Source organism: Pseudomonas sp. IB20 (assembly GCF_009707325.1).
Lineage (GTDB): Bacteria > Pseudomonadota > Gammaproteobacteria > Pseudomonadales > Pseudomonadaceae > Aquipseudomonas.
Map to the genome: position 1 here is coordinate 4,496,736 of NZ_CP046103.1, position 21,288 is coordinate 4,518,023.

Annotated in this window: 20 protein-coding genes; 8 read left to right on the plus strand and 12 right to left on the minus strand. The window is 60.4% G+C overall.

Annotated features, from left to right (window positions below; genetic code table 11):
• Positions 1-222: 222 nt before the first annotated feature.
• Together GJU48_RS20930 and GJU48_RS20935 are read left to right on the plus strand one after the other, a co-directional pair.
• Entirely contained in the window at positions 223-933 is a 711-nt protein-coding gene (locus GJU48_RS20930) for a helix-turn-helix transcriptional regulator (RefSeq protein ID WP_094951687.1), read from the plus strand.
• Positions 934-1,101: 168 nt separating this feature from the next.
• Entirely contained in the window at positions 1,102-2,226 is a 1,125-nt protein-coding gene (locus tag GJU48_RS20935; protein ID WP_094951686.1) for a methyltransferase, read from the plus strand.
• Positions 2,227-2,292: 66 nt separating this feature from the next.
• Here GJU48_RS20935 and GJU48_RS20940 read toward each other — a convergent pair whose 3' ends face one another.
• From GJU48_RS20940 to GJU48_RS20950, 3 genes are read right to left on the minus strand one after another with little or no spacing between them, the layout of a single operon-like run.
• Entirely contained in the window at positions 2,293-2,460 is a 168-nt protein-coding gene (locus GJU48_RS20940) for a DUF2474 domain-containing protein (protein WP_010206690.1), read from the minus strand.
• Positions 2,461-2,472: 12 nt separating this feature from the next.
• A complete protein-coding gene (gene cydB / locus GJU48_RS20945; protein ID WP_053258117.1) occupies positions 2,473-3,480 on the minus strand; it encodes a cytochrome d ubiquinol oxidase subunit II in 1,008 nt (335 codons plus the stop codon).
• Between the two features lies 1 nt (position 3,481).
• Complete coding sequence (locus GJU48_RS20950; protein WP_094951685.1) at positions 3,482-4,921, minus strand: cytochrome ubiquinol oxidase subunit I; 1,440 nt, start codon at positions 4,919-4,921, stop codon at positions 3,482-3,484.
• A gap of 333 nt (positions 4,922-5,254) precedes the next feature.
• Here GJU48_RS20950 and GJU48_RS20955 point away from each other — a divergent pair, with 333 nt between their 5' ends.
• Positions 5,255-6,493 (plus strand): MFS transporter, encoded by a 1,239-nt coding sequence (locus GJU48_RS20955; RefSeq protein ID WP_094951684.1) that lies wholly within the window; start codon positions 5,255-5,257, stop codon positions 6,491-6,493.
• 154 nt (positions 6,494-6,647) lie between these two features.
• Here the strand turns inward: GJU48_RS20955 and GJU48_RS20960 are convergent, their stop codons facing one another.
• The 4 genes from GJU48_RS20960 to GJU48_RS20975 form a co-directional block, all read right to left on the minus strand.
• Positions 6,648-8,831 (minus strand): xanthine dehydrogenase family protein molybdopterin-binding subunit, encoded by a 2,184-nt coding sequence (locus GJU48_RS20960; protein ID WP_094951683.1) that lies wholly within the window; start codon positions 8,829-8,831, stop codon positions 6,648-6,650.
• Entirely contained in the window at positions 8,828-9,817 is a 990-nt protein-coding gene (locus GJU48_RS20965) for an FAD binding domain-containing protein (protein WP_094951682.1), read from the minus strand. The genes GJU48_RS20960 and GJU48_RS20965 overlap by 4 nt, the downstream gene beginning before the upstream one ends.
• Positions 9,814-10,338: a (2Fe-2S)-binding protein gene (locus GJU48_RS20970; RefSeq protein ID WP_094951681.1), complete on the minus strand. Its 525-nt coding sequence runs from the start codon at positions 10,336-10,338 to the stop codon at positions 9,814-9,816. Before GJU48_RS20970 ends, GJU48_RS20965 begins: the two co-directional genes overlap by 4 nt.
• 97 nt (positions 10,339-10,435) lie before the next feature.
• Positions 10,436-10,879 carry a DUF4879 domain-containing protein gene (locus GJU48_RS20975; RefSeq protein ID WP_094951680.1) on the minus strand — a complete coding sequence of 148 codons (444 nt, stop codon included), beginning with the start codon at positions 10,877-10,879 and terminating at the stop codon, positions 10,436-10,438.
• Positions 10,880-11,089: 210 nt separating this feature from the next.
• Between GJU48_RS20975 and GJU48_RS20980 the strand changes: the two genes are divergently transcribed.
• Both GJU48_RS20980 and trmA read left to right on the plus strand, forming a co-directional pair.
• Positions 11,090-12,385: an NCS2 family permease gene (locus GJU48_RS20980; RefSeq protein WP_094951679.1), complete on the plus strand. Its 1,296-nt coding sequence runs from the start codon at positions 11,090-11,092 to the stop codon at positions 12,383-12,385.
• On the plus strand, positions 12,382-13,461 hold the full coding sequence (trmA, locus tag GJU48_RS20985; protein WP_094951678.1) for a tRNA (uridine(54)-C5)-methyltransferase TrmA: 1,080 nt from the start codon (positions 12,382-12,384) through the stop codon (positions 13,459-13,461). The genes GJU48_RS20980 and trmA overlap by 4 nt, the downstream gene beginning before the upstream one ends.
• On the opposite strand, the gene GJU48_RS20990 is transcribed toward trmA, so the two are convergent.
• Together GJU48_RS20990 and GJU48_RS20995 are read right to left on the minus strand one after the other, a co-directional pair.
• Positions 13,444-13,911: a DUF2442 domain-containing protein gene (locus GJU48_RS20990; protein ID WP_094951677.1), complete on the minus strand. Its 468-nt coding sequence runs from the start codon at positions 13,909-13,911 to the stop codon at positions 13,444-13,446. The two genes, trmA and GJU48_RS20990, sit on opposite strands and share 18 nt — an antisense overlap.
• Complete coding sequence (locus GJU48_RS20995; protein ID WP_094951676.1) at positions 13,908-14,336, minus strand: DUF4160 domain-containing protein; 429 nt, start codon at positions 14,334-14,336, stop codon at positions 13,908-13,910. Before GJU48_RS20995 ends, GJU48_RS20990 begins: the two co-directional genes overlap by 4 nt.
• 266 nt (positions 14,337-14,602) lie before the next feature.
• Between GJU48_RS20995 and aroQ the strand changes: the two genes are divergently transcribed.
• Both aroQ and GJU48_RS21005 read left to right on the plus strand, forming a co-directional pair.
• The gene (gene aroQ, locus GJU48_RS21000) at positions 14,603-15,043 is read left to right on the plus strand and encodes a type II 3-dehydroquinate dehydratase (RefSeq protein WP_094951668.1); all 441 of its coding nucleotides are present in this window, start codon (positions 14,603-14,605) and stop codon (positions 15,041-15,043) included.
• 5 nt (positions 15,044-15,048) lie between these two features.
• Complete coding sequence (locus GJU48_RS21005) at positions 15,049-15,897, plus strand: shikimate dehydrogenase (protein ID WP_094951691.1); 849 nt, start codon at positions 15,049-15,051, stop codon at positions 15,895-15,897.
• Positions 15,898-16,012: 115 nt separating this feature from the next.
• Here the strand turns inward: GJU48_RS21005 and GJU48_RS21010 are convergent, their stop codons facing one another.
• A complete protein-coding gene (locus tag GJU48_RS21010; protein ID WP_094951690.1) occupies positions 16,013-16,678 on the minus strand; it encodes a TetR/AcrR family transcriptional regulator in 666 nt (221 codons plus the stop codon).
• Positions 16,679-16,759: 81 nt separating this feature from the next.
• Entirely contained in the window at positions 16,760-18,661 is a 1,902-nt protein-coding gene (gene quiC, locus GJU48_RS21015) for a 3-dehydroshikimate dehydratase QuiC (RefSeq protein ID WP_094951667.1), read from the minus strand.
• A 232-nt stretch (positions 18,662-18,893) separates the two neighbouring features.
• On the opposite strand from quiC, the gene GJU48_RS21020 reads away from it, so the two are divergent.
• Positions 18,894-20,228: an MFS transporter gene (locus GJU48_RS21020; protein WP_094951666.1), complete on the plus strand. Its 1,335-nt coding sequence runs from the start codon at positions 18,894-18,896 to the stop codon at positions 20,226-20,228.
• Position 20,229: 1 nt separating this feature from the next.
• On the opposite strand, the gene GJU48_RS21025 is transcribed toward GJU48_RS21020, so the two are convergent.
• The gene (locus GJU48_RS21025; RefSeq protein WP_094951665.1) at positions 20,230-21,108 is read right to left on the minus strand and encodes a DMT family transporter; all 879 of its coding nucleotides are present in this window, start codon (positions 21,106-21,108) and stop codon (positions 20,230-20,232) included.
• Positions 21,109-21,288 lie beyond the last annotated feature (180 nt).

Consider the following 21,288-nt stretch of genomic DNA (forward strand, 5'->3'; position numbering starts at 1 on the left):
AAATTAACATCACCATCAAAACATTCAAATCAATAAGATTTTCCAACCGCTGACATCACTTATACAACATACGATTACCTGCACAACTTTAGGCAAATGAAATACGAACGACTGGCAAATTTATTTCACACTTTGCACGTAGGATTTATCCTACAATTCTTTCCGAATCACATTGGGAGTCAGGACGTCCCCAATCCGCATCACACTCATGGAGAGTTCCCGATGGTTAACTGGCGCAATACAAGACTCCCCAAACTGGAGGGTGAGAACAAAATCACCACTGTTTATGAGATGCTCATCAATCACACCTACCAACTCGGATTTGAATACTGCTCTTTCACGATGAGCTCACAACAAGCCAACAATCCAACTAAACCTATTCATTTGAATAACTATCCAAATGAATGGAACACTCTTTATAGCCAAGCGCAGTTCTTCGATGTAGACCCAGTAGTCGCCCACTGCAAACGCAGCGTAATGCCGATTGTGTGGGATGAAAAAGCCTTCAGCACCACGCCCAGCTTATGGGAGCTGGCCCAGTCATTTGGGGTGCATCTGGGCTGGACCCAATCCGTACACGACTTCCAGGGCGTGTTCAGCATGCTGACGTTGGGCCGAAGTAGCGGCGAAGTCACCCCTGATGAGCTTTACGAAAAAGCCGGCCAGGTGCTGTGGCTGTGTCACGCCATGCACGCCGTGGTGGCACAGAAATATGCCGACACGCCGAGCCTCACGCCGCCTTGCAAGCTGACCCCACGGGAAACAGAAATTCTCAGATGGTCGGCCATGGGTAAGACGGCTTCGGACATCGCCACGATCCTCTGCCTGTCAGAGCGTACCGTGGGCTTTCATATCAGCAGTTGCCTCAAGAAACTGGGGGTCAATAATAAGATCGCCGCTGTGCTCTGTGCCTCTAAAGCAGGCTTGTTTTAGCCCGCGTTGAATCACCGCATGTAATCCCGCCTAAAAAAAAGTAACATTTACGCCCAATTCTGAGTGTTGATGCAGCCCCATCGGGAGTGCCTCGCTGTTCACTCAGATGGTTGCGCCGGATGCCCGCACCCGCCCAACGCCCATCGATGACCCAGAGCCTGCCCCGCCATGCCCCTGCTTGACAGCCCCTTCGCCCAACTCGATTTGATCCGCCAGCCTGAGCAACACAATGACCCGCTGCAGGCCTTCGACGCCGCCGACGAGTACTTGCTCAGCTACTTGGCCGAGCAGCAGCCAAACGCGGCAACCCGTGTGCTGGTGCTCAATGACAGCTTTGGCGCCCTGGCGGCCAGCCTCGCAGGCCAAGTGCAGGTAACGTCCAGTGGCGACTCGTTTCTCGCAGCCCAGGGCCTTGAGAAAAACCTGGTGCGCAACGGCAAGGCGTTTGATGCGGTGGCGTTTATCCCTGCCAGCCAGGTGCCGACAGGTCCATTCGATCGCGTGCTGATCCGCGTGCCGAAAACCCTCGCCTTACTGGAAGAACAGCTGATCCGCCTGCAGGGGCACTTGGCGCCGGGAGCCGAAGTGATCGCTGGGGCGATGGTCAAGCACCTGCCACGGGCGGCAGGCGAATTGCTGGAGCGCTATATCGGCCCGATGCACGCCTCGTTGGCGGTGAAAAAAGCCCGGCTGCTGATTGCGACGGTTGCAGACCGCCCAACCGCCGTGTCGCCCTACCCGACCCGTTACACCCTGGACACTGCGGCCATCGAATTGCTCAATCACGCCAACGTGTTCTGCCGCGAAGGCCTGGACATCGGCACCCGCGCTTTCCTCCCACACCTGCCCAAAAACCTCGGCAACGCACGCGTGGCGGACCTGGGCTGCGGCAATGGCGTATTGGCGATCGCCAGTGCGCTGCAAAACCCCGATGCGCAGTACACGCTGGTGGATGAGTCTTACATGGCCGTGCAGTCAGCGGCCGAGAACTGGCAGGCGGCCCTCGGTGCACGCGATGTGCTCGTGCGCGCCGACGATGGCTTGGCCGGCCAGGCCCCCGACTCCTTGGACGTGGTGCTGTGCAACCCGCCGTTTCACCAGCAGCAAGTGGTCGGCGACTTCCTCGCCTGGCGCATGTTCCAACAAGCTCGCGAAGCTTTGGTGGTGGGCGGTGCGCTGTATATCGTCGGCAACCGCCATTTGGGCTATCACAGCAAATTGGCGCGTTTATTCCGTGGCGTCGAACAGGTCGCGGCCACGCCGAAGTTCGTGATTCTCAAAGCGCGCAAATAAAAAAACCCTGCCATTCTTGCAAAAGGCAGGGCTGAAAAGCCGGGCCGCAAGGCCCGGATTGGGATGTCAGTGAGTGGTCAAGCCGGCCGCATTCATGAACATGCGCATCAGGCTGGCCACGACAAACAGGGCCAGCACGCTGCCGGTCCAGATCATCGCCAGCCACCCAAGGCGCCGCCACAACGGCTGTTTCTCGGCCTGTTCGATCTCGTGCAACGACGGTTTGCCGGACATGAAACAACCCTCCTAGTGATAACCGTCTTCGTGGGTGACCTTGCCGCGGAACACGTAGTAGCTCCAGAAGGTGTAGCCCAGGATGAACGGGATGATGAACAAGGTACCCACCAGCATGAAGCCCTGGCTTTGCGGCGGCGCAGCGGCGTCCCAGATGGAAACCGACGGCGGGATGATGTTCGGCCACAGGCTGATGCCCAGGCCGCTGTAGCCGAGGAAGATCAGTACCAACGTCAGCAGGAACGGCGTGTAGTGCGCATTACGCGCCACCGCACGGATCAAACCGTACATGGTCACCAGCACCAGGATCGGCACCGGCAGGAACCAGAACAGGTTTGGCAGGGTGAACCAGCGCGAAGCGATTTCCGGGTGCGCCAGCGGCGTCCACAGGCTGACGATACCGATCACCGCCAACACCACGAAGGCCAACGGCCGCGCCAGGTTATGCATCTGCTCCTGCAACTTGCCTTCGGTCTTCATGATCAGCCAGGTGCAACCGAGCAAGGCATACGCGACGACCAGCGCAACGCCGCAGAACATCGTGAACGGCGTGGCCCAGTCGAGCGAACCACCGGCAAACTGACGGTTCACCACCGGAATGCCGTCGATAAACGCCCCCAGCGCCACGCCCTGAAAGAACGTCGCCGCGATAGAGCCGCCGATAAACGCCTTGTCCCACAGGTGACGTTTATCGTCCTTGGCCTTGAAGCGAAACTCGAAGGCCACGCCCCGGAAGATCAGCCCGATCAGCATCAGGATCAACGGCAGGTACAGCGCCGACAACACCACCGAATAGGCCAGTGGGAACGCGCCGAACAACGCCGCGCCACCCAGTACCAGCCAGGTTTCGTTACCGTCCCAGACCGGGGCGACGGTGTTCATCATCACGTCACGGTCGACTTTGCCCGGAATAAACGGAAAGAGAATGCCGATACCCAGGTCGAAGCCGTCCATGACCACGTACATCATGATGCCGAAGATGATGATCACAGCCCAGATCAGCGGAAGATCAATACCCATCTCAATTCCCCTTGTGCTGGATGTGGGTGTGCTCGTCATCGCTGCCATCATCGGCGGCGGACAACGGACGCGCCGGTGTGCGTTTCTGGCCAGGCCCACCGTGGGTCGGCTCGCTGCCTTCGTGGGTCTGCGGCCCTTTGCGCACCAGGCGCATCATGTAGCCCAACCCTGCACCAAACAGCGCGAAGTACACCACCACGAACAGCACCAGGGTGATCGTCATCTGCGCCAGGCTATGCCCGGACGAAGCGTCCGCCGTGCGCATCAGCCCGTAGACCACCCACGGTTGGCGGCCGATTTCGGTGGTAAACCAACCGGCGAGAATCGCGATCAGGCCGGACGGGCCCATCCACAACGCCAGGTACAGGAACGGCCTGGACGTGTACATCTTGCCGCCACGGCGCAGCCACAGGCTGAACAAACCGGTGAAGATCATCAGGAAGCCCAGGCCCACCATGACCCGGAACGACCAGAACACAATGGTCGAGTTGGGGCGGTCTTCAGGCGGGAAATCCTTGAGCGCCGGCACCTGTTTGTCCAGGGAGTGCGTCAGGATCAGGCTGCCCAGGTACGGGATCTCAACCGCGTATTTGGTTTTCTCGGCTTTCATGTCGGGCCAGCCGAACAGGATCAGCGGCGTCGGCTCGTTGCCGATATTTTCCCAGTGGCCTTCAATCGCGGCGATTTTCGCCGGTTGGTGCTTGAGGGTGTTGAGGCCATGGAAGTCGCCGATCACCGCCTGGATAGGCGCCACGATCAGGGCCATCCACATCGCCATCGACAGCATGGTGCGGATCGCCGGGGTGTCCTTGCCACGCAGTAAATGCCAGGCCGCCGAAGAACCGACGAAGAACGCGGTGGCGACAAAGGCCGCCGTGGCCATGTGCATCAGGCGGTAGGGGAACGACGGGTTGAAGATCACCGCCAGCCAGTCGGTAGGAATCACGCGACCGTCGATGATTTCAAAGCCTTGCGGCGTCTGCATCCAGCTGTTGGAGGCAAGAATCCAAAAGGTTGAGATCAACGTGCCGACGGCCACCATCACCGTGGAAAAGAAGTGCAGCTTGCGCCCCACCTTGTTCCAGCCGAACAGCATCACCCCGAGGAAACCCGCCTCGAGGAAGAAGGCCGTGAGCACTTCGTACGTCAGCAACGGCCCGGTAACGGCGCCAGCGAAGTCCGAGAAGCGGCTCCAGTTAGTGCCGAACTGGTAGGCCATGACCAAGCCTGAGACCACACCCATGCCGAAGTTGACGGCAAAGATCTTCGACCAGAAATGGTAGAGGTCACGGTAGGTGTCGTTATGGGTCTTGAGCCACAAGCCTTCCAGCACCGCAAGGTAACTGGCCAGGCCGATGGTGATCGCCGGGAACAGGATGTGGAACGAAATGGTGAACGCGAATTGAATTCGGGCGAGATCTAGCGCCTCCAAACCGAACATAAGTCTTCCTCTGTCAGGTAATACCGGCTGCTGGCTGGGAGCCTGCACCCACTGCCCCCACGGATATGGAGTGTGGCGAATTTCAATTCGTTTCTTTTTTTAACCAACCACGCAGGGAATCTGGCCTTTCGGCCGCCAGAACAATCCCGGGGCTGGTTTTGATCTGGATCAAGCATTGCTGAAAGAGTAGTCCTATTTTCAGGATCGAACTGTGTGGTGTTTTGCCGCGTGACAGCTTGTCTCAGCTGCGCGCCCTTATTCAAAAGCTGGCAACTGTTTGTTACAACTTAATGCTAATCTCGCCATTCCCTCCGCTCCTGATCTCCATTGCCGATGCCTAGTGAACCTGCGTTGCTGTTGCGTCACCACCGCCCTTTCATCGCGTTCTGGCTGGCGCGGATCTTTACGGCCAGCGGCTTCCAGATGCTCACCGTGGCGATCGGCTGGAACCTCTACCAACTGACCGGCAATGTGCTGGACCTGGGCTTGGTCGGCCTGGTGGAATTCATACCGCGCGTGCTGTTCATGCTGCACACCGGGCATGTGGCCGACCGCTATGAGCGGCGCAAAGTCGCCGCCCTCTGCCAGACCGTACAGGCGTTGATTGCCCTGTCCCTGGCCATCGGCGGCCTGACCGGCAACGTGACCCGCGAGATGATCTTTATCCTCGCTTTCTTGCTTGGCGCCGCGCGCTCGTTTGAAATGCCCACCACCCAGGCGATGCTGCCGAGCATCGTGCCCAGCGCGCTGTTCCCACGGGCCGTGGCCTCGTCACAATCGGCGCAGCAACTGGCGACCATCGTCGCGCCAGCACTCGGCGGCTTGCTGTATGCATTTGGCAGCGTGTGGGTGTATGGCCCAACAGTGGCGCTGTACCTGATCGCCTGCGTGCTGACCCTTAATCTGCCCGCCCGCCAGACCCCGCTGAACAAAGCCAAGGCAACTATGGATTCGCTGTTGGCCGGGATTCGCTTTATCCGCAGCCGCCCGGACATTCTCGGCGCGATCTCCCTGGACCTGTTCGCCGTGCTGCTGGGCGGCGCCACCGCGTTGCTGCCGGTGTTCGCCAAGGACATCCTGCTGACCGGCGCCTGGGGCCTGGGCCTGCTGCGCTCGGCGCCGGCGGTGGGCGCTTTGCTGATGTCGTTGTGGCTGGCGCGGTTCTCGGTGGACCGCAAGGTCGGCCGCGTGATGTTCACCGCCGTGGGGGTGTTCGGCGTAGCGACCATCGCCTTCGGCCTGTCGACATCGTTCTGGTTCTCGCTGGCGGTGCTGGTAGTGCTGGGTGCAGCGGACATGATCAGCATGGTCATCCGCGCGTCGTTCGTGCAGCTGGAAACCCCGGATGAAATGCGTGGCCGCGTCAGCGCGGTAAACGGCCTATTTATCGGCGCATCCAATCAACTGGGCGAGTTCGAATCGGGCATCACTGCCCACTGGTTCGGCACCGTGCCCGCCGTGGTCATGGGTGGGATCGGCACGCTGCTGGTGACTGGGGTGTGGATAAAACTGTTCCCGACCCTGGCCAATCGCGACCGTATGCATGTGCCGGTGGAAGAGGCAAAGCAATAAGCCCCGCCACCTGGTCTGATGTTGGAATACAGTAAATGTGGGCGCTGGCTTGCCTGCGATAGCGGTGGGTCAGCACCGGATTGATGGCTGCCCCACCGCTATCGCAGGCAAGCCCGGCTCCCACATGGGTTCTTCAGTGGTTTGAAGGTGTGCGCTACAGCACCTTATCCAGGGTGATGGGAAAGTCCCGTACCCGCTTGCCGGTGGCGTGATAAATCGCGTTCGCCACCGCCGCCGCCACGCCGACTATGCCGATCTCGCCTACGCCCTTGGAACCCAAGGCGTTGACGATCGCGTCATGTTCTTCGACAAAAATCACCTCAATGTCGCCGATGTCGGCATTTACCGGGATGTGGTACTCAGCCAGGCTGTGGTTCATGTAGCGCCCCAGTTGATGGTCGATCTGGGTTTCTTCATGCAGCGCCATGCCAATCCCCCAGACCACGCCGCCGAGAATCTGGCTGCGGGCCATCTTCGGGTTGACCACGCGCCCGGCCGCAATCGCGCTGACGACTCGGCTGACCTTGATGATGCCCAGGTCTTCGTCGACCCGAACTTCCACAAACACCGCCGAGTGCGTCGCCGAGGCGTAACCCTCGCGTTGCTTGCCCGGCTCGCTGTCGACCTGCACTTGCAAGGCGTCGTCGCCGCTGTCTTTAACCAGTTGCGCCAGCGATACACGCACGTCACCGGTATGCAGTTGGCCGTCTTCAAAGCGCACCGCTTCAGCATCCTTGAATACCGGGTAAGTCTGGCGGGCGACTTTCAGCAGTTTGGCATTCAGCGCTTCACAGGCCTGCTGCACGGCGGTGCCGACCGACGACACGGTAAACGAGCCACCCTGCAACGGCGCCGTGGGCAATGACGAGTCCCCCAGCAAAAAGCTGATATCAGCCATTGGCACGCCACTGGCTTGGGCGGCAATCTGGGTCATCACCGTGTAAGTGCCGGTGCCGATATCGGTGGTGGCGCTGCTCACCGTCAATTTGCCCTCGGCGTCGATCCGCGCCTTGGCGCTGGCCTTCATCTGCAAGGCTTCCCACACGCCACCGGCCATGCCCCAGCCGATCAACTGGTTGCCGTCACGCATGCTGCGCGGCTCCGGGTTGCGCTGGCTCCAGCCGAAGCGTTCGGCGCCTTCGCTGTAACACTCGCGCAGGGCTTTGCTCGACCAGGGCTTGTCTTCGTTCTGGTTACGCTCGGCGTAGTTGATCAGGCGCAGTTGCACCGGGTCCATGCCCAGCGCACAGGCCAGTTCGTCCATGGCGCACTCCAGGCCGATCACGCCCAACGCGGCGCCTGGCGCGCGCATATCCAGCGGGGTGAACACGTCCAGCGGCACCAGGTTGTAGGTCAACTGCACGTTGTCGCAGTGGTAAAGCATGCCGCTCCATTCCACCACGTGTTCGCTGAATTCTTCGAAGCGTGAGGTCTGGCCAATCGCGGTGTGCCCCAATGCCAGCAGGCGGCCATTGGCAGCGGCGCCCATCTGCAAGCGCTGCAAAGTGCGCGGGCGGTAGCCGAAGGTGAACATCTGTTGGCGCGTCAGGGTTACGCGCACCGAACGCTTGAGCGCCAGCGCGGCCATCACTGCCAGGGGCAATTGGTACTGCGGGCGCAGGCCCGAGCCGAAGGCGCCACCAACGAACGCGGCAAAAATCCGCACCTGGCTTTTATCCAGCCCGAAGACTTTTTGCACATAGGCCTGGCAGTTCTGCGGGCCTTGGGTCTTGTCGTGGATGTGCAGGGTGCCGTCCGGCTGATACAGCACGGTGCTGGCGTGGGGTTCCATCGGGTTGTGGTGCTCAATGGGCGTGCTGTAGTGCACGTCGAGGCTGACGGCCGCAGTGGCCCACTCGGCCTGGAAGTTACCGCGTGGCTTGGGGGGCGTTTGCGGCGATGGGTACGCCTGTTCCTGCATGGCCACCAGGTCGGTTTCAAAGGCTTCGCTTGCGTACTCGATCTCGACCAGAGAACCGGCATACCGCGCCAGTTCCAGGTTGTCGGCGATCACCAAGGCCAAGGGTTGGCCACTATAAAGGACGCGGTCGTTATACAGCGGGCGGAACGGGGAACCGTCGGCCGCATCGGCGTCGGCAAAGGCATCGTCGTAGCTGGCAAGTTGGGGCCGGTTGAGGTGGTCAAGCACCCTCACCACGCCCGGCAGGGCCAGGGCTTTGGAGGCATCGATTTTTACGACACGGCCTTTGGCGATGGTGCTGGAGACCACGCTGCCATGCAGCAAGTCTTTATCTGGGAATTCACCGGCATAGCGCGCTTGGCCGGTCACCTTGAGCAGACCGTCGACGCGGTCCAGGGGTTTGCCGATAGCGGTCATGGGCGTTCTCCTGCAGTCGCGGCATCGCTCAGGGCGCGGATAATCGCGCGCCGCGCGAGTTTGATCTTGAAGCCGTTGTGTTCCAGCGGTTCGGCGTCATGCAGCAAGGCGTCGGCAGCGTTGCTGAAGGTTTCGCGGCTCACCGTCTGGCCAATCAGCGAGGCTTCCACTGCACGGTCACGCCAGGGTTTGTGCGCCACGCCGCCAAGGGCCAGGCGGGCGTCGATGATCTGGTCGCCGTCCAGTTCGAGGGCGGCCGCGACGGAGACCAAGGCGAAGGCGTAGGACGCACGGTCGCGGATTTTCAGGTAATGGCTGTGACTGGCCAACTGGTCGGCGGGCAGTTCGATGGCGGTGATCAATTCATCATCAGCCAGCAGGTTGTCGCGCTGCGGTGTGTCGCCGGGCAGTCGGTGGAAGTCGGCAAACTCGATGACCCGCGCGCCGCCACGGCCCTCTACATGCACCCGCGCCTCCAGCGCCGCCAAGGCTATGCACATGTCCGAAGGGTGCGTGGCCACGCAGTGTTCGCTGGCGCCGAGGATCGCGTGAATGCGGTTCAAGCCGGTGCGCGCCGGGCAGCCGCTGCCGGGTTCGCGCTTGTTGCAGGGCACGCTGGCGTCGTAGAAGTAGTAGCAACGGGTGCGCTGTAACAAGTTGCCGCCGGTACTGGCCATATTGCGCAGTTGCGGTGAGGCGCCGGCCAGGATTGCTTGGGACAGCAATGGGTAACGCGCCTCGATCAGCGGGTGCCAGGCCAGGTCGGCATTGCTCACTAAGGCGCCGATCATCACGCCGCCACTGGCGGTTTGTTCAACGCCTTGCAGCGGCAGGCCAGTGATATCGATCAAGTGTTCGGGGCGGCTGATGTTTTCTTTCATCAGGTCCAGCAGGTTGGTGCCACCGGCGATAAAGCGTGACGCCGCGCTGCTCAGGTGCACGGCCTCGTGCACATCGGCCGGCTTGCTGTACTGGAAGGGGTTCATTGCTCACCTCCGCGCACGCGGCAGGCGGGCAAGGCGTCTTCGATGGCATCGCGGATGTTGGTGTAGGCGCCGCAGCGGCACAGGTTGCCGCTCATCAATTCCTGGATCTGTGCGGTGTCGTGGGCACGGCCCTCATTAGCCAGGCCGACGGCGGAGCAGATCTGGCCGGGGGTGCAGTAGCCGCACTGGAAGGCGTCATGCTTGATGAAGGCCTGCTGCATCGGGTGCAACACGTCGCCGTCGGCCAGGCCTTCGATGGTGGTCAGCTCGGCGCCGTCGCACATCACCGCCAGCGTCAGGCAGGCATTCACGCGCTTACCATCGCGCAACACGGTGCACGCGCCGCATTGGCCGTGGTCGCAGCCTTTTTTGCTGCCGACCAGATCAAGCTGCTCGCGCAAAAGGTCGAGCAGGGTGGTCCAGGGCAACACATCGAGGTGGCGGTCTTGCCCGTTCAGGGTCAAGCGTATCGGGTGACTGGCGAACGACTTGGCCGCCGCGCCATTGGGGGTTGCGCTCATAAACACCTCACGGGTTGGTATCCATCCGCGGCGTTCAGGAAAGTCGCCGTCTCAAGGGGTACGACTTCCCGGGGTATTGAGCGTTCAAGGCAATTGATCAGCGGATATTGAGCAGCGTCTTCAGGGTGTTTTGCGGGCCGTTGATCGAGGCATTGCTGTATTCGAACCAGCCAGGCGCTTGGACATTCACGTCGAACACATAGATGTAGCCCATCACGGTGCCGGCGCCATTGCACACTTCGCTGATGGTGCCGACCTGGCACACCGGCGTGCGCTGCCCGTTCAACTGCGCGCCATCGAAACGGCCCATCGGGCTTTTGCCCAGGCCGACCTCCATCACTGAAACCTGGGTTGGCCCACGGTGCGTGCACATCTGGGTACTGCTCGCCCGCTCAGGGATGGTCTCAGTGCAACCGGCCGATTCAACCTTGAATACGCGCACCTCGCTCAAGGGCGGTGCAGTCGCGCCCCAAGCCGGTGCCACCAGCCCCAGGCCGATAACGGCGAACAGAGCTAGACTGCTGGCGTTGGCTTTTTTCATGCTGTTAACGACCCTGAATTAAACGTCGGCGCAGTATGCCTCAAGGCCATGCACCATCAAAACCAAGCCTATGCGCCACTGGCCGTCGGCTGCTGGTATGATGCGCCGCTTTTTCCGATCCTCTCTGAAACCACAGGCGCTTGGCGCAGTTTGTGCTTTGACTTAGAGGTCAACAAATAACGACGCAAAATAGCGTCACAGGGAGCCGGCATGCTGGAAAAGCTGTTTCAACTCAAGGCACACAACACCAATGTGCGCACCGAGATTCTCGCGGGGATCACGACCTTTCTGGCCATGGCCTACATTCTGTTCGTGAACCCGAGCATCCTCGGCGAGACCGGCATGGACAAGGGCGCGGTGTTTGTCGCGACGTGCCTGGCGGCCGCCATCGGTTCGACCGTGATGGGCCTGATCGCCAACTACCCGATCGCGCTGGCACCGGGCATGGGCCTCAACGCCTTCTTTACCTACACCGTGGTGCTGCACATGGGCCACACCTGGCAAGTGGCGCTGGGCGCGGTGTTCATTTCGGCGGTGTTGTTCTTCCTGCTGTCGATCTTCCGCATCCGTGAGTGGATCATCAACAGCATCCCCTTGCCCCTGCGCTCGGCGATTGCCGCCGGTATCGGCCTGTTCCTGGCGCTGATCGCCCTGCACAACGCCGGGATCGTGGTCGGCAACCCGAACACGCTGGTGGGCCTGGGCGACCTGAAGAAGCCGGCGCCTATCCTGGCCACGCTGGGCTTTATGCTCATTGTTGCGCTGGAAGCCCTGGCCGTTCGCGGCGCAGTGCTGATCGGCATTCTGGCGGTGACCATTGTCTCGATCCTGTTGAATGTCACCCCGTTCGGCGGCGTGATCTCGATGCCACCGTCCCTGGCCCCGACCTTCCTGCAGTTGGACATCAAAGGCGCGCTGGATATCGGCCTGGTCAGCGTGATCTTCGCCTTTCTGTTCGTTGACCTGTTCGACAACTCCGGCACCCTGATCGGCGTCGCCAAGCGCGCCGGCCTGATGGGCAAAGACGGTCACATGCCAAAAATGGGCCGTGCCCTGATCGCCGACAGCACCGCGGCCATGGCCGGTTCCCTGCTGGGCACCTCGACCACCACCAGCTACATCGAGTCCGCTGCGGGTGTGAGCGCCGGTGGCCGTACCGGTTTAACCGCCATCGTGGTCGCTATCCTGTTCCTGCTGGCGCTGTTCTTCTCGCCACTGGCGGCCAGCGTTCCGGCCTTCGCCACCGCGCCAGCCTTGCTGTTCGTCGCCGTGCTGATGACCTCCGGCTTGGCCGAAATCGACTGGGACGACATTACTGTTGCAGCGCCGGTGGTGATCACCGCCCTGGCAATGCCCTTCACTTATTCCATCGCCAACGGCATCGCCTTCGGTTTCATCGCCTGGACCGCCATCAAGCTGCTTTCGGGCCGCTACCGTGAGCTGAACCCGGCACTGGTGATCCTGTCGATTCTGTTTGTGATCAAGCTGGGCTGGTTCAACGCATGACTTTTGACGCCGCAAGCTACACCGCTCAACTGCAAGACAAGGTCACGCGCTTGCGTGACCTGCTGGCACCGTTCGACGCACCCGAGCCACAGGTCTTCGATTCGCCGCTGCAGAACTTCCGCCTGCGGGCGGAGTTCCGCCTGTGGCGCGAAGGCGGCGAGCGCCACTACGCGATGTTTTCCCAGGACGACAAGCGCACGCCGATCCTGATCGAGGAATTCCCCATCGCCAGTGCACGCATCAACCAGTTGATGCCGCCACTCAAGGCCGCCTGGCAAGCCAGCGCCGCCCTGAGCCACAAGCTGTTCCAGGTGGAGTTCCTCACCACCTTGGCTGGCGACGCGATGATCACCCTGTGCTACCACCGCCCGCTGGACGAGCATTGGCACACGGCCGCCAACAAGCTCGCTGCCGACTTGAATGTCAGCATCATCGGCCGCTCCAAGGGCAAGCGCGATGTGATCGGCCGCGACTACGTGGTGGAAAAACTCGAGGTGGGCGGTCGTACGTTCAGCTATCGCCAACCCGAAGGCGCATTTACCCAGCCCAACGGCACGGTAAACCAGAAGATGCTCAACTGGGCATATGAAGCCTTGGGCGATCGCCCGGATGATTTGCTGGAGCTGTACTGCGGCAACGGCAACTTCACCCTGCCGCTGGCGACCCGTGTGCGCAACGTGCTGGCCACCGAGATCAGCAAGACCTCAGTGAATGCGGCCCTGAGCAACCTTGATGAGAACGCTGTGGATAACGTCACCCTGGTGCGCCTGTCTGCCGAAGAACTCACCGAGGCACTCAACGAAGTGCGCCCGTTCCGCCGCCTGCACGGCGTCGACCTGAAAAGCTACGCGTTCGGTAGCGTCTTCGTCGACCCACCGCGTGCCGGCATGGACCCGGACACCTGCGAGCTGACCCGGCGTTTCGATAACATCCTGTACATCTCCTGCAACCCGGAGACGTTGGCGGCGAACATTGCGCAACTGCATGACACGCACCAGATTACCCAGTGTGCGATGTTTGACCAGTTCCCGTGGACGCACCATATGGAATCCGGGGTGTTATTGACCCGGCGGTAATTCAACGCCCTCTTCTTCCTTCTTGCGTGGTCGACCGCCCTTCTTGCCGTTGGCTCGGGCGGCCGCCGACTTGGCAGCGCTGCTTTTGCGGCCGTTGCGCGATGCTACCAGGCTCGCCGCCAAATCCATCAACGGTTGGCTCGTGGCGATCAGGCCCGTGATCGAAACATCCAGATCCCGGGCCTCACAGCAAAGTGCCTTGCCGCCAAAACCGACTTCCAACTGCTGGAAATCCTCCAAGGAAAACCCGTCGAACTCCGGCAGGCCAGCCACCGGCAACACGATGCGGCTGCCGTCGCTGAAGCCGATGGAAATGCAGTTGTCTTCGTAACGCACATTGCTGGCGTTGGCGTACAGACGCTTCAATTTGCGCCCACGGGCTATTGCCTTGTCGACATCCGCCTCAGTGAGCGGTTTATAGGGCACAGTTTTGGCTTTTACGATTTTCATAAATTAATCCCCACGCAATCTGGCGCTCTTACCAGATTCAAAATTGTCCGTTGCTCTACGACGTCGTGCCGGGCGCTTGCGATGACATAGACACCACGTCGAATGACCAACCCTTGAACCAACTCACCAGCGTCCCAATCCCAGGAATGATTCTCCAGGCAAACCGTTTGCAGTTTCTCCCACCAAATCCTGCGTGCCCGCGCCAAGTAGTGCCGCTGCATTATTGCCTCACGTATTTCCCTCAGGACCACCGTGGGTGGCTGCCTCCGTTCAGGCTCTATATCCCACAACTCCACGTCCCCATTCAGAAAACTGAAACGAAACCGTGCATCCCATTCCTTGCCCCTGACATGCACGTGAGGCGGGCAATGCTCATCCCTGAGAAACACCGAGATTACATATCCTTTGTAAGCACCTACTTTCATCGTAACCCATCCGTTAGGTTATTTTCCGTCAAGTTACACTTTTCCCCGTGCAGCCCGACAACCGGCTTCGAAATCCCGAAGCTGTTTCACAGATTAGTAACGACGAACAACGGAATGCTTCAATTGATATTGAATCTGATTCTGCTGTTCAGCGGTTGCGAATATCGGTTCGATAATCGAACACATCCGCCGCCATCAATTGACCAAATTAACCAACCAGTACATTTTATCCGCACAACCAATAATAAGTGTGGAGATACCCCAAAATGCCGCCCATCGTGCTGGTGCTCAATGGCCCCAACCTCAACCTGCTCGGCACCCGCGAGCCCGCCATCTACGGCCATGAAACCCTGGCCGACATTGCCGCCCTGTGTGGCCGCAGCGCCGAAAAGCTCGGGCTGAAAATCGAATTCCGCCAGACCAACCACGAAGGCGAATTGCTCGACTGGATCCACGCCGCCCGCGCCCGTTGCGCCGGTATCGTGATCAACCCAGCGGCCTGGACCCACACCTCGGTCGCGATTCGCGACGCGCTGGTAGCCAGTGAAGTGCCGGTGATCGAAGTGCATTTATCCAACGTGCACGCACGTGAGGCATTCAGGCATCACTCCTTTGTGTCGCCCATCGCCAAGGCGGTGCTCGCCGGGTTCGGTAGCCACGGCTACCACCTGGCCCTGGAACACTTCAGCCACACTTTCAAGGGATGAGCCCGATGAAACCGCGCATCCTCGCCGGCCTGATCGGCTCGGGCATCCAAGCCTCCCGTACTCCCGCCCTGCATGAACAGGAAGGTGACGCTCAGGGCCTGCGTTATTTGTATCGCCTGATCGATCTGGAACCGCTGCAATTGAACATCAACGCCCTGCCCGACCTGCTGGACGCCGCCGAGATGATGCAGTTCACCGGGTTGAACATTACCTACCCGTGCAAGCAGGCCATCCTACCGTTGCTCGATGAGTTGTCCGACGAAGCCCAAGGCATTGGCGCGGTCAACACCGTGGTGTTCAAGGGCGGCAAACGCATCGGCCACAACACCGATTGCCTGGGCTTCGCCGAAGGGTTCCGGCGCAATTTGAATGACGTCCCCCGCCAGCGTGTCGTGCAAATGGGCGCAGGCGGTGCGGGGGCGGCGGTGGCCCACGCGCTGCTGGCGGAGGGCGTGGAACACTTGAGCATTTTTGACGTGGACGTGGCCCGCGCCCGTGACCTTGTGGACAACCTCGCCCAACGTTTCGGCGCCGGTCGCGCACAAGTCGGCAACCACCTGGAAAACGCTATGGCCGAGGCGGATGGGCTGGTCAACACCACGCCGATGGGCATGGCCAAGCTGCCTGGCACACCGGTGCCGCCGGCCTTGTTGCGGGCTGAGTTATGGGTGGCGGAAATCGTGTATTTCCCGCTGGAAACAGAGCTGCTGCGTAACGCCCGCGCCTTGGGTTGCCGCACGCTGGATGGCGGCAATATGGCGGTATTTCAAGCGGTGAAGGCGTTTGAGTTGTTCAGTGGGCAAGCGCCGGATGCGCAAAGAATGCTGGCGCACTTCCAGAGCATGAATACTTAACTCTAGAAAACCGATCCAAGAAATGTGGGAGCTGGCTTGGCTGCGATAGCGGTTGAGCAGTCAATATTGATCTGACTGACACAGCGTTATCACAGGCAAGCCAGCTCCCACAGGATTAGGCCTGCAGGTAACGCATCACCGACTCACAAATCATCTCCCGATGCCGCTGTTTAACCACCTCATCAGACAGCTCGATCTGAAAGATCTCACTGAACGTATGGCGATTGGACACCCGGTAAAAGCTGAAGGAGTTGATCAACAGATGCACGTCCAAAGGGTTCAACCCTTGGCGAAACAACCCCATCTCAGCCCCCCGACGCAACGTGGCGCCGAGCCCTTCGAGAATATTGCTGTTCATCGCTTTGATCGAATCCGAGCGCTTTACGTACTCGGCGTTGTTGATGTTTTCGATGCTGACGATGCGCACGAAATCCACATTCTGGTCATGGTGATCAAAGGTGAATTCCACCAGCCGACGAATCGCTTCGCGCGGCTCCAGGGCGGTAAGGTTCATGCGGGTTTCGGTGTTACGAATGTCGCCGTAGAGCTTCTCCAGCACCTCGACGTACAACTGCTCCTTGCTGCCGAAGTAGTAATAGATCATGCGTTTGGAGGTGTGGATGCGCTCGGCGATCGCATCCACGCGAGCGCCGGCCAAGCCCTGCTGGACAAACTCGACGATGGCTTCCTGGAGGATGTTTTCGCGGGTCTTTTCCGGGTTGTTCTTACGACTCTTGCGCGGTGCGTCTGACACAGCGGAGAGGTCGGGGGTCAGGGTCATGGTGCGCTCACGGCCATTTTTGTTGTGCAGGCCGCGATTATGGGCCGAGGCGCTCCCCGAAGGAAGCACCTCGCCGCGTCGTCATAACCGCGCCTGGCGCACCGCGCCACTGCGTGATTTGGCCATCGCCGCCAGGCGCACCGCCACGTTGGCCGCGCCGTACCCGGCATAGCCGTTTTTACGCTGGATGATCTCGAAGAAAAACCGCCCCTCAAATGGCTCGGTGTACACGTGAAACAACTCACCGCCCTGGGCATCACGGTCGTACAGCACGTTGTAGTACGCCAGCTCGCTGAGGAATGCGTCGTCGAAATCGAACCGAGCCGCCAGGTCGTCGTAGTAATTGAGCGGGATATCCAGCAACGGCACGCCCGCCGCTTTGGCCCGGCTGACTTCGGCAAAAATATCCGCGCAGTCGAAGGCAATGTGGTGCACGCCCGAGCCGCGATAGCTCGACAGCGCGTGGGAAATGGCGGTGTTGCGGTTCTCGGAAATATTCAGCGGCAGGCGGATCGAGCTGCAACGGCTGCGCAGCGCACGGCTTTTGACCAGGCCGTAAGGGTCGGGCAGCACCACTTCGTCATCCGCTTCGAAATCCAACAGGCTCTTGTAGAACAGCACCCAGCTGTCGAGGCTGTCGGCCGGCAGCGCCATGGCCATGTGGTCGATGCGTAGCAGCCCGCCGCTTGAGGCGTTGGCCGGTTGCAAGTTGAAGTCGGTGTCGTACAGCCCGCCTTCGCTTTGGTCTACCAGGTAAATCAGGCTGCCGTCCGGCGCACGCACGGCGGCCAGTTCCAGCTCATTGGGCCCGACCAGGCCGCGATAAGGCTGACCTTTGTAGGCCACCGCCCGCTGCAACGCCTTGGCGCTGTCCTTGACCCGAATCGCGGTGGCGCACAACGACGGCCCGTGGGCTTCGAAGAAGTTGTGGGCAAAGGAATAGGGTTCACAGTTAAGGATCAGGTTGATATCGCCCTGGCGCAACAGGCTCACGCTCTTGGAGCGGTGCTGCCCAGCCTTGACGAAACCCAGGCGCTCCAGCCATTGCGTGAGCTTGGCGCCAAGGTTTTCATCCACGGCAAACTCAAGGAATTCGATGCCGTCGTATTCGCTGGCGGCGGGCGTATCAAACAGGATGTCGACGGGGTGAGCGGGCGCTTCCTGCTTCAAGCGCTGGCGGGTTTTCTCTTCCAGGTACAACAGCGAACGCAAGCCATCGGCTGCATTCGCCCGCGTCGGTGCCGCGCGGAAGCCATCATTGAAAATTTCCAGGGACAACGGCCCGGTGTAACCACTCTGGATGATCGGCGCCAGGAACCCCGCCAGGTCGAATTCGCCCTGCCCCGGGAAGCAGCGGAAATGCCGGCTCCACTCCAGCACATCCATGGCCAGGATCGGCGCATCGGCCATTTGCACAAAGAAGATTTTGTCGCCGGGAATCTGTGCGATCCCACTTGGGTCGCCCTTGAGCGACAGCGTGTGGAAGCTGTCGAGCAACACACCCAGGCTCGGGTGGTCGATCTGACGAACCAGGTTCCACACCTGTTGCCAGGTGTTCACATGCTTGCCCCAGGCCAGCGCTTCATAGCCAATTCGCAGGCCACGGCGGCCGGCGTGTTCGGCCAACAGGCTAAGATCATCGAGCAAAATGCGCTCATCGCCGACGCAATCAGCCGAGGCGTTGCTGCACACCAGCACCAGGTCGGTGCCCAGTTCCTGCATCAGGTCAAACTTGCGCTCGGCGCGCTCCAGGTTGCGCGCCAGGCGGTCGCGGCGGCAGCCTTCAAAGTCGCGAAACGGTTGGAACAAGGTGATGGCGATGCCGAGGTCGGCGCACATTTGCCTAACTTCCCGGGGGCTGCCGTCGTAATACAGCAGATCGTTTTCGAAGATTTCCACGCCATCAAACCCGGCGGCGGCGATGGCTTCGAGTTTTTCCGGCAGGGTTCCACTCAAAGAAACGGTGGCAATGGAGCGTTGCATGGGGCGACTCCCGGCATATGAAGCTCGTCTTATTTACGGCAAATTATTCGCCGCTAAATTGTTCACAGCAATTGAAATGTACGAACCGGTTAGTTTTATGGGCGATTATCGAACAAAATGACCCCCAGTGAATTGACGAGTTTTTAACCACTGCGCACCATCGACTACGCAGCCTCATAGAAAAAAAGACCCAGAACACACCATAAAAATTTCAAAAAACGGGTACAACCTCATGCCTTCGCAAACTCCCAACGTGGCCGGGCGCCACAGCAATCCGCACGCCGGCATCGGCGACAAAATCCGCGGCGCCATGGCCGTGGGCAAGACGCGCTGGGGCATGCTGGCCTTGGTGTTCTTCGCCACCACCCTGAACTACATCGACCGCGCCGCCCTGGGCGTGATGCAACCGATCCTGGCCAAGGAAATGAGCTGGACGGCGATGGACTACGCCAACATCAACTTCTGGTTCCAGGTCGGCTACGCCATCGGCTTTGTGCTGCAAGGCCGGCTGATTGATCGAGTCGGCGTAAAGCGCGTGTTCTTCTGCGCGGTGCTGCTGTGGAGCCTGGCCACCGGCGCCCACGGCCTGGCCACGTCGGCCGTAGGCTTTATGGTGTGTCGCTTTATCCTCGGGCTGACGGAAGCCGCCAACTACCCGGCCTGCGTCAAGACCACGCGGCTGTGGTTCCCGGCCGGTGAGCGTGCAGTGGCCACCGGTATCTTCAACGCCGGCACCAATGTGGGCGCGATGATGACGCCGATGCTGCTGCCGCTGATCCTCCACGTGTGGGGCTGGCAGGCGGCGTTCCTGGGCATGGCATCGCTGGGCGGGATCTGGCTAATCTTCTGGGGCTTGAAATACTACAACCCGGAAGACCATCCCACGGTCAAACAAAGCGAACTGGAGTATCTGCAACAGGAAGTCGAACCGGAACAACCGAGCGTCCCCTTCAGCCGAATCCTACGCATGCGCGGCACCTGGGCCTTCGCCATCGCCTACTCTCTGACCGCGCCGGTGTTCTGGTTCTACCTGTACTGGCTGCCACCGTTTCTGAACCAGCAATACAACCTGGGCATTAACGTGACCCAGATGGGCATCCCACTGATCATCATTTACCTGACAGCCGACTTCGGCAGCGTGGGTGGGGGGATTCTGTCGTCGTTCCTGATCGGCCGTGGGATGAATCCGATCAAGGCGCGGCTGTTGTCGATGCTGCTGTTCGCCTGCTGCATCGTCGGCGTGATCATGGCGGCCGGTTCCAGCCAACTGTGGGTCGCGGTGTTTGCCATCTCCCTGGCCATCGGCGCACACCAGGCCTGGACCGCCAATATCTGGAGCCTGGTGATGGACTACACGCCCAAACACATGATGAGCACGGTGTTCGGTTTCGGCGGCATGTGTGCGGCCATCGGCGGCATGTTCATGACCCAGATCGTCGGCCATATCCTCACGGTCACGAACAACAATTACACCGTGCTGTTCACCCTGATCCCGGCGATGTACTTCACTGCGCTGATCTGGATGTACTTCATGGCGCCGCGCAAGATTCCTACCGTCGACCTGTGATTCAACGCCGCCGCTGCTGCCAGGCAGCGGCCAACCCGCTCATGCAGATCACCCCGATGCCGACCACCGTGGTCAAGTCGGGGGTATGGTTGAACACCAGCCAGCCCAACAACCCCGCAAACACGATCTGGCAGTAGCCGAACGGCGCCAGCAAAGCCGGCGCCGCGAAGCGGAAGGCCTGGGTCAACATCAAGTGGGCGGTCATCCCGCACGTGCCCAGCGCCAGCATCAGCACGCCATGCCACACCGTGGGCAACTGCCAGAAGAACGGCACCATCGCACTCATCACCAAGGTATTGCACAGGCCGGCGAAAAAGTTGCTGGTGGTGGGCGTGTCGTATTGGCTGAGGATGCGCGTGAGTAACTGGTAGAAGCAGAAGAACAGCGCCGAACACAGCGGCAGCAGCACCGCAGGCGTGAACAGCTCACCGCCGGGGTGGATGATGATCAGCACCCCGACAAACCCGCAGATCACCGCCAGCCATTGGCCACGCGTCACGTGTTCACCGAGCAAGGGCACCGACAGCGCCGTCACCAGGATCGGCGCCAGGAAGTTCACCGCCGTGGCTTCCGCCAACGGGATGAAATGCAGCGCCGCGGTAAAAAACAGGCTGGTGCCCAGCAGGCACAACGCCCGCACCACCTGCATGCCCGGCCGCTTGCTGCGCAGCACGCGCAAGCCTGATTGCGGCAGGAAAATGCCGGCCATCAACAGGGTGTGCACCAGGTAACGCGCCCACACCACCATCACAATCGGGTAGAACCCGGCCAAGTATTTGGACAAGGCGTCGTGGCTGGAAAAAAGGAATGTCGCCACCACAATCAGCAGAATGCCTTTGAAGGGATGGTTGACGCCGGAAAGAGGTGTGCTGACAGTCATTGAATTCTCTTGCATGGCGGGTTGAACCCAGAGCACTGAACGCGGCGGCGCTCAACCCGGTAATCTAGCAGCCGGGCCTACGTGCGCCCCAAGAGCATAACCAAACACCGTACGAACAGCGCACTAAATCAAGGGATTTGAGTCCAACGCTGCACGTTCACCCGTGCGTTGCACACTTTT

Excerpts from the sequence above, each read along its gene's own strand:
- GJU48_RS20930 (WP_094951687.1), top strand. The coding sequence starts at position 223 with ATGGTTAACTGGCGCAATACAAGACTCCCCAAACTGGAGGGTGAGAAC.
- GJU48_RS20935 (WP_094951686.1), top strand. The coding sequence starts at position 1,102 with ATGCCCCTGCTTGACAGCCCCTTCGCCCAACTCGATTTGATCCGCCAG.
- GJU48_RS20940 (WP_010206690.1), bottom strand. The coding sequence starts at position 2,460 with ATGTCCGGCAAACCGTCGTTGCACGAGATCGAACAGGCCGAGAAACAG.
- cydB (WP_053258117.1), bottom strand. The coding sequence starts at position 3,480 with ATGGGTATTGATCTTCCGCTGATCTGGGCTGTGATCATCATCTTCGGC.
- GJU48_RS20950 (WP_094951685.1), bottom strand. The coding sequence starts at position 4,921 with ATGTTCGGTTTGGAGGCGCTAGATCTCGCCCGAATTCAATTCGCGTTC.
- GJU48_RS20955 (WP_094951684.1), top strand. The coding sequence starts at position 5,255 with ATGCCTAGTGAACCTGCGTTGCTGTTGCGTCACCACCGCCCTTTCATC.
- GJU48_RS20960 (WP_094951683.1), bottom strand. The coding sequence starts at position 8,831 with ATGACCGCTATCGGCAAACCCCTGGACCGCGTCGACGGTCTGCTCAAG.
- GJU48_RS20965 (WP_094951682.1), bottom strand. The coding sequence starts at position 9,817 with ATGAACCCCTTCCAGTACAGCAAGCCGGCCGATGTGCACGAGGCCGTG.
- GJU48_RS20970 (WP_094951681.1), bottom strand. The coding sequence starts at position 10,338 with ATGAGCGCAACCCCCAATGGCGCGGCGGCCAAGTCGTTCGCCAGTCAC.
- GJU48_RS20975 (WP_094951680.1), bottom strand. The coding sequence starts at position 10,879 with ATGAAAAAAGCCAACGCCAGCAGTCTAGCTCTGTTCGCCGTTATCGGC.
- GJU48_RS20980 (WP_094951679.1), top strand. The coding sequence starts at position 11,090 with ATGCTGGAAAAGCTGTTTCAACTCAAGGCACACAACACCAATGTGCGC.
- trmA (WP_094951678.1), top strand. The coding sequence starts at position 12,382 with ATGACTTTTGACGCCGCAAGCTACACCGCTCAACTGCAAGACAAGGTC.
- GJU48_RS20990 (WP_094951677.1), bottom strand. The coding sequence starts at position 13,911 with ATGAAAATCGTAAAAGCCAAAACTGTGCCCTATAAACCGCTCACTGAG.
- GJU48_RS20995 (WP_094951676.1), bottom strand. The coding sequence starts at position 14,336 with ATGAAAGTAGGTGCTTACAAAGGATATGTAATCTCGGTGTTTCTCAGG.
- aroQ (WP_094951668.1), top strand. The coding sequence starts at position 14,603 with ATGCCGCCCATCGTGCTGGTGCTCAATGGCCCCAACCTCAACCTGCTC.
- GJU48_RS21005 (WP_094951691.1), top strand. The coding sequence starts at position 15,049 with ATGAAACCGCGCATCCTCGCCGGCCTGATCGGCTCGGGCATCCAAGCC.
- GJU48_RS21010 (WP_094951690.1), bottom strand. The coding sequence starts at position 16,678 with ATGACCCTGACCCCCGACCTCTCCGCTGTGTCAGACGCACCGCGCAAG.
- quiC (WP_094951667.1), bottom strand. The coding sequence starts at position 18,661 with ATGCAACGCTCCATTGCCACCGTTTCTTTGAGTGGAACCCTGCCGGAA.
- GJU48_RS21020 (WP_094951666.1), top strand. The coding sequence starts at position 18,894 with ATGCCTTCGCAAACTCCCAACGTGGCCGGGCGCCACAGCAATCCGCAC.
- GJU48_RS21025 (WP_094951665.1), bottom strand. The coding sequence starts at position 21,108 with ATGACTGTCAGCACACCTCTTTCCGGCGTCAACCATCCCTTCAAAGGC.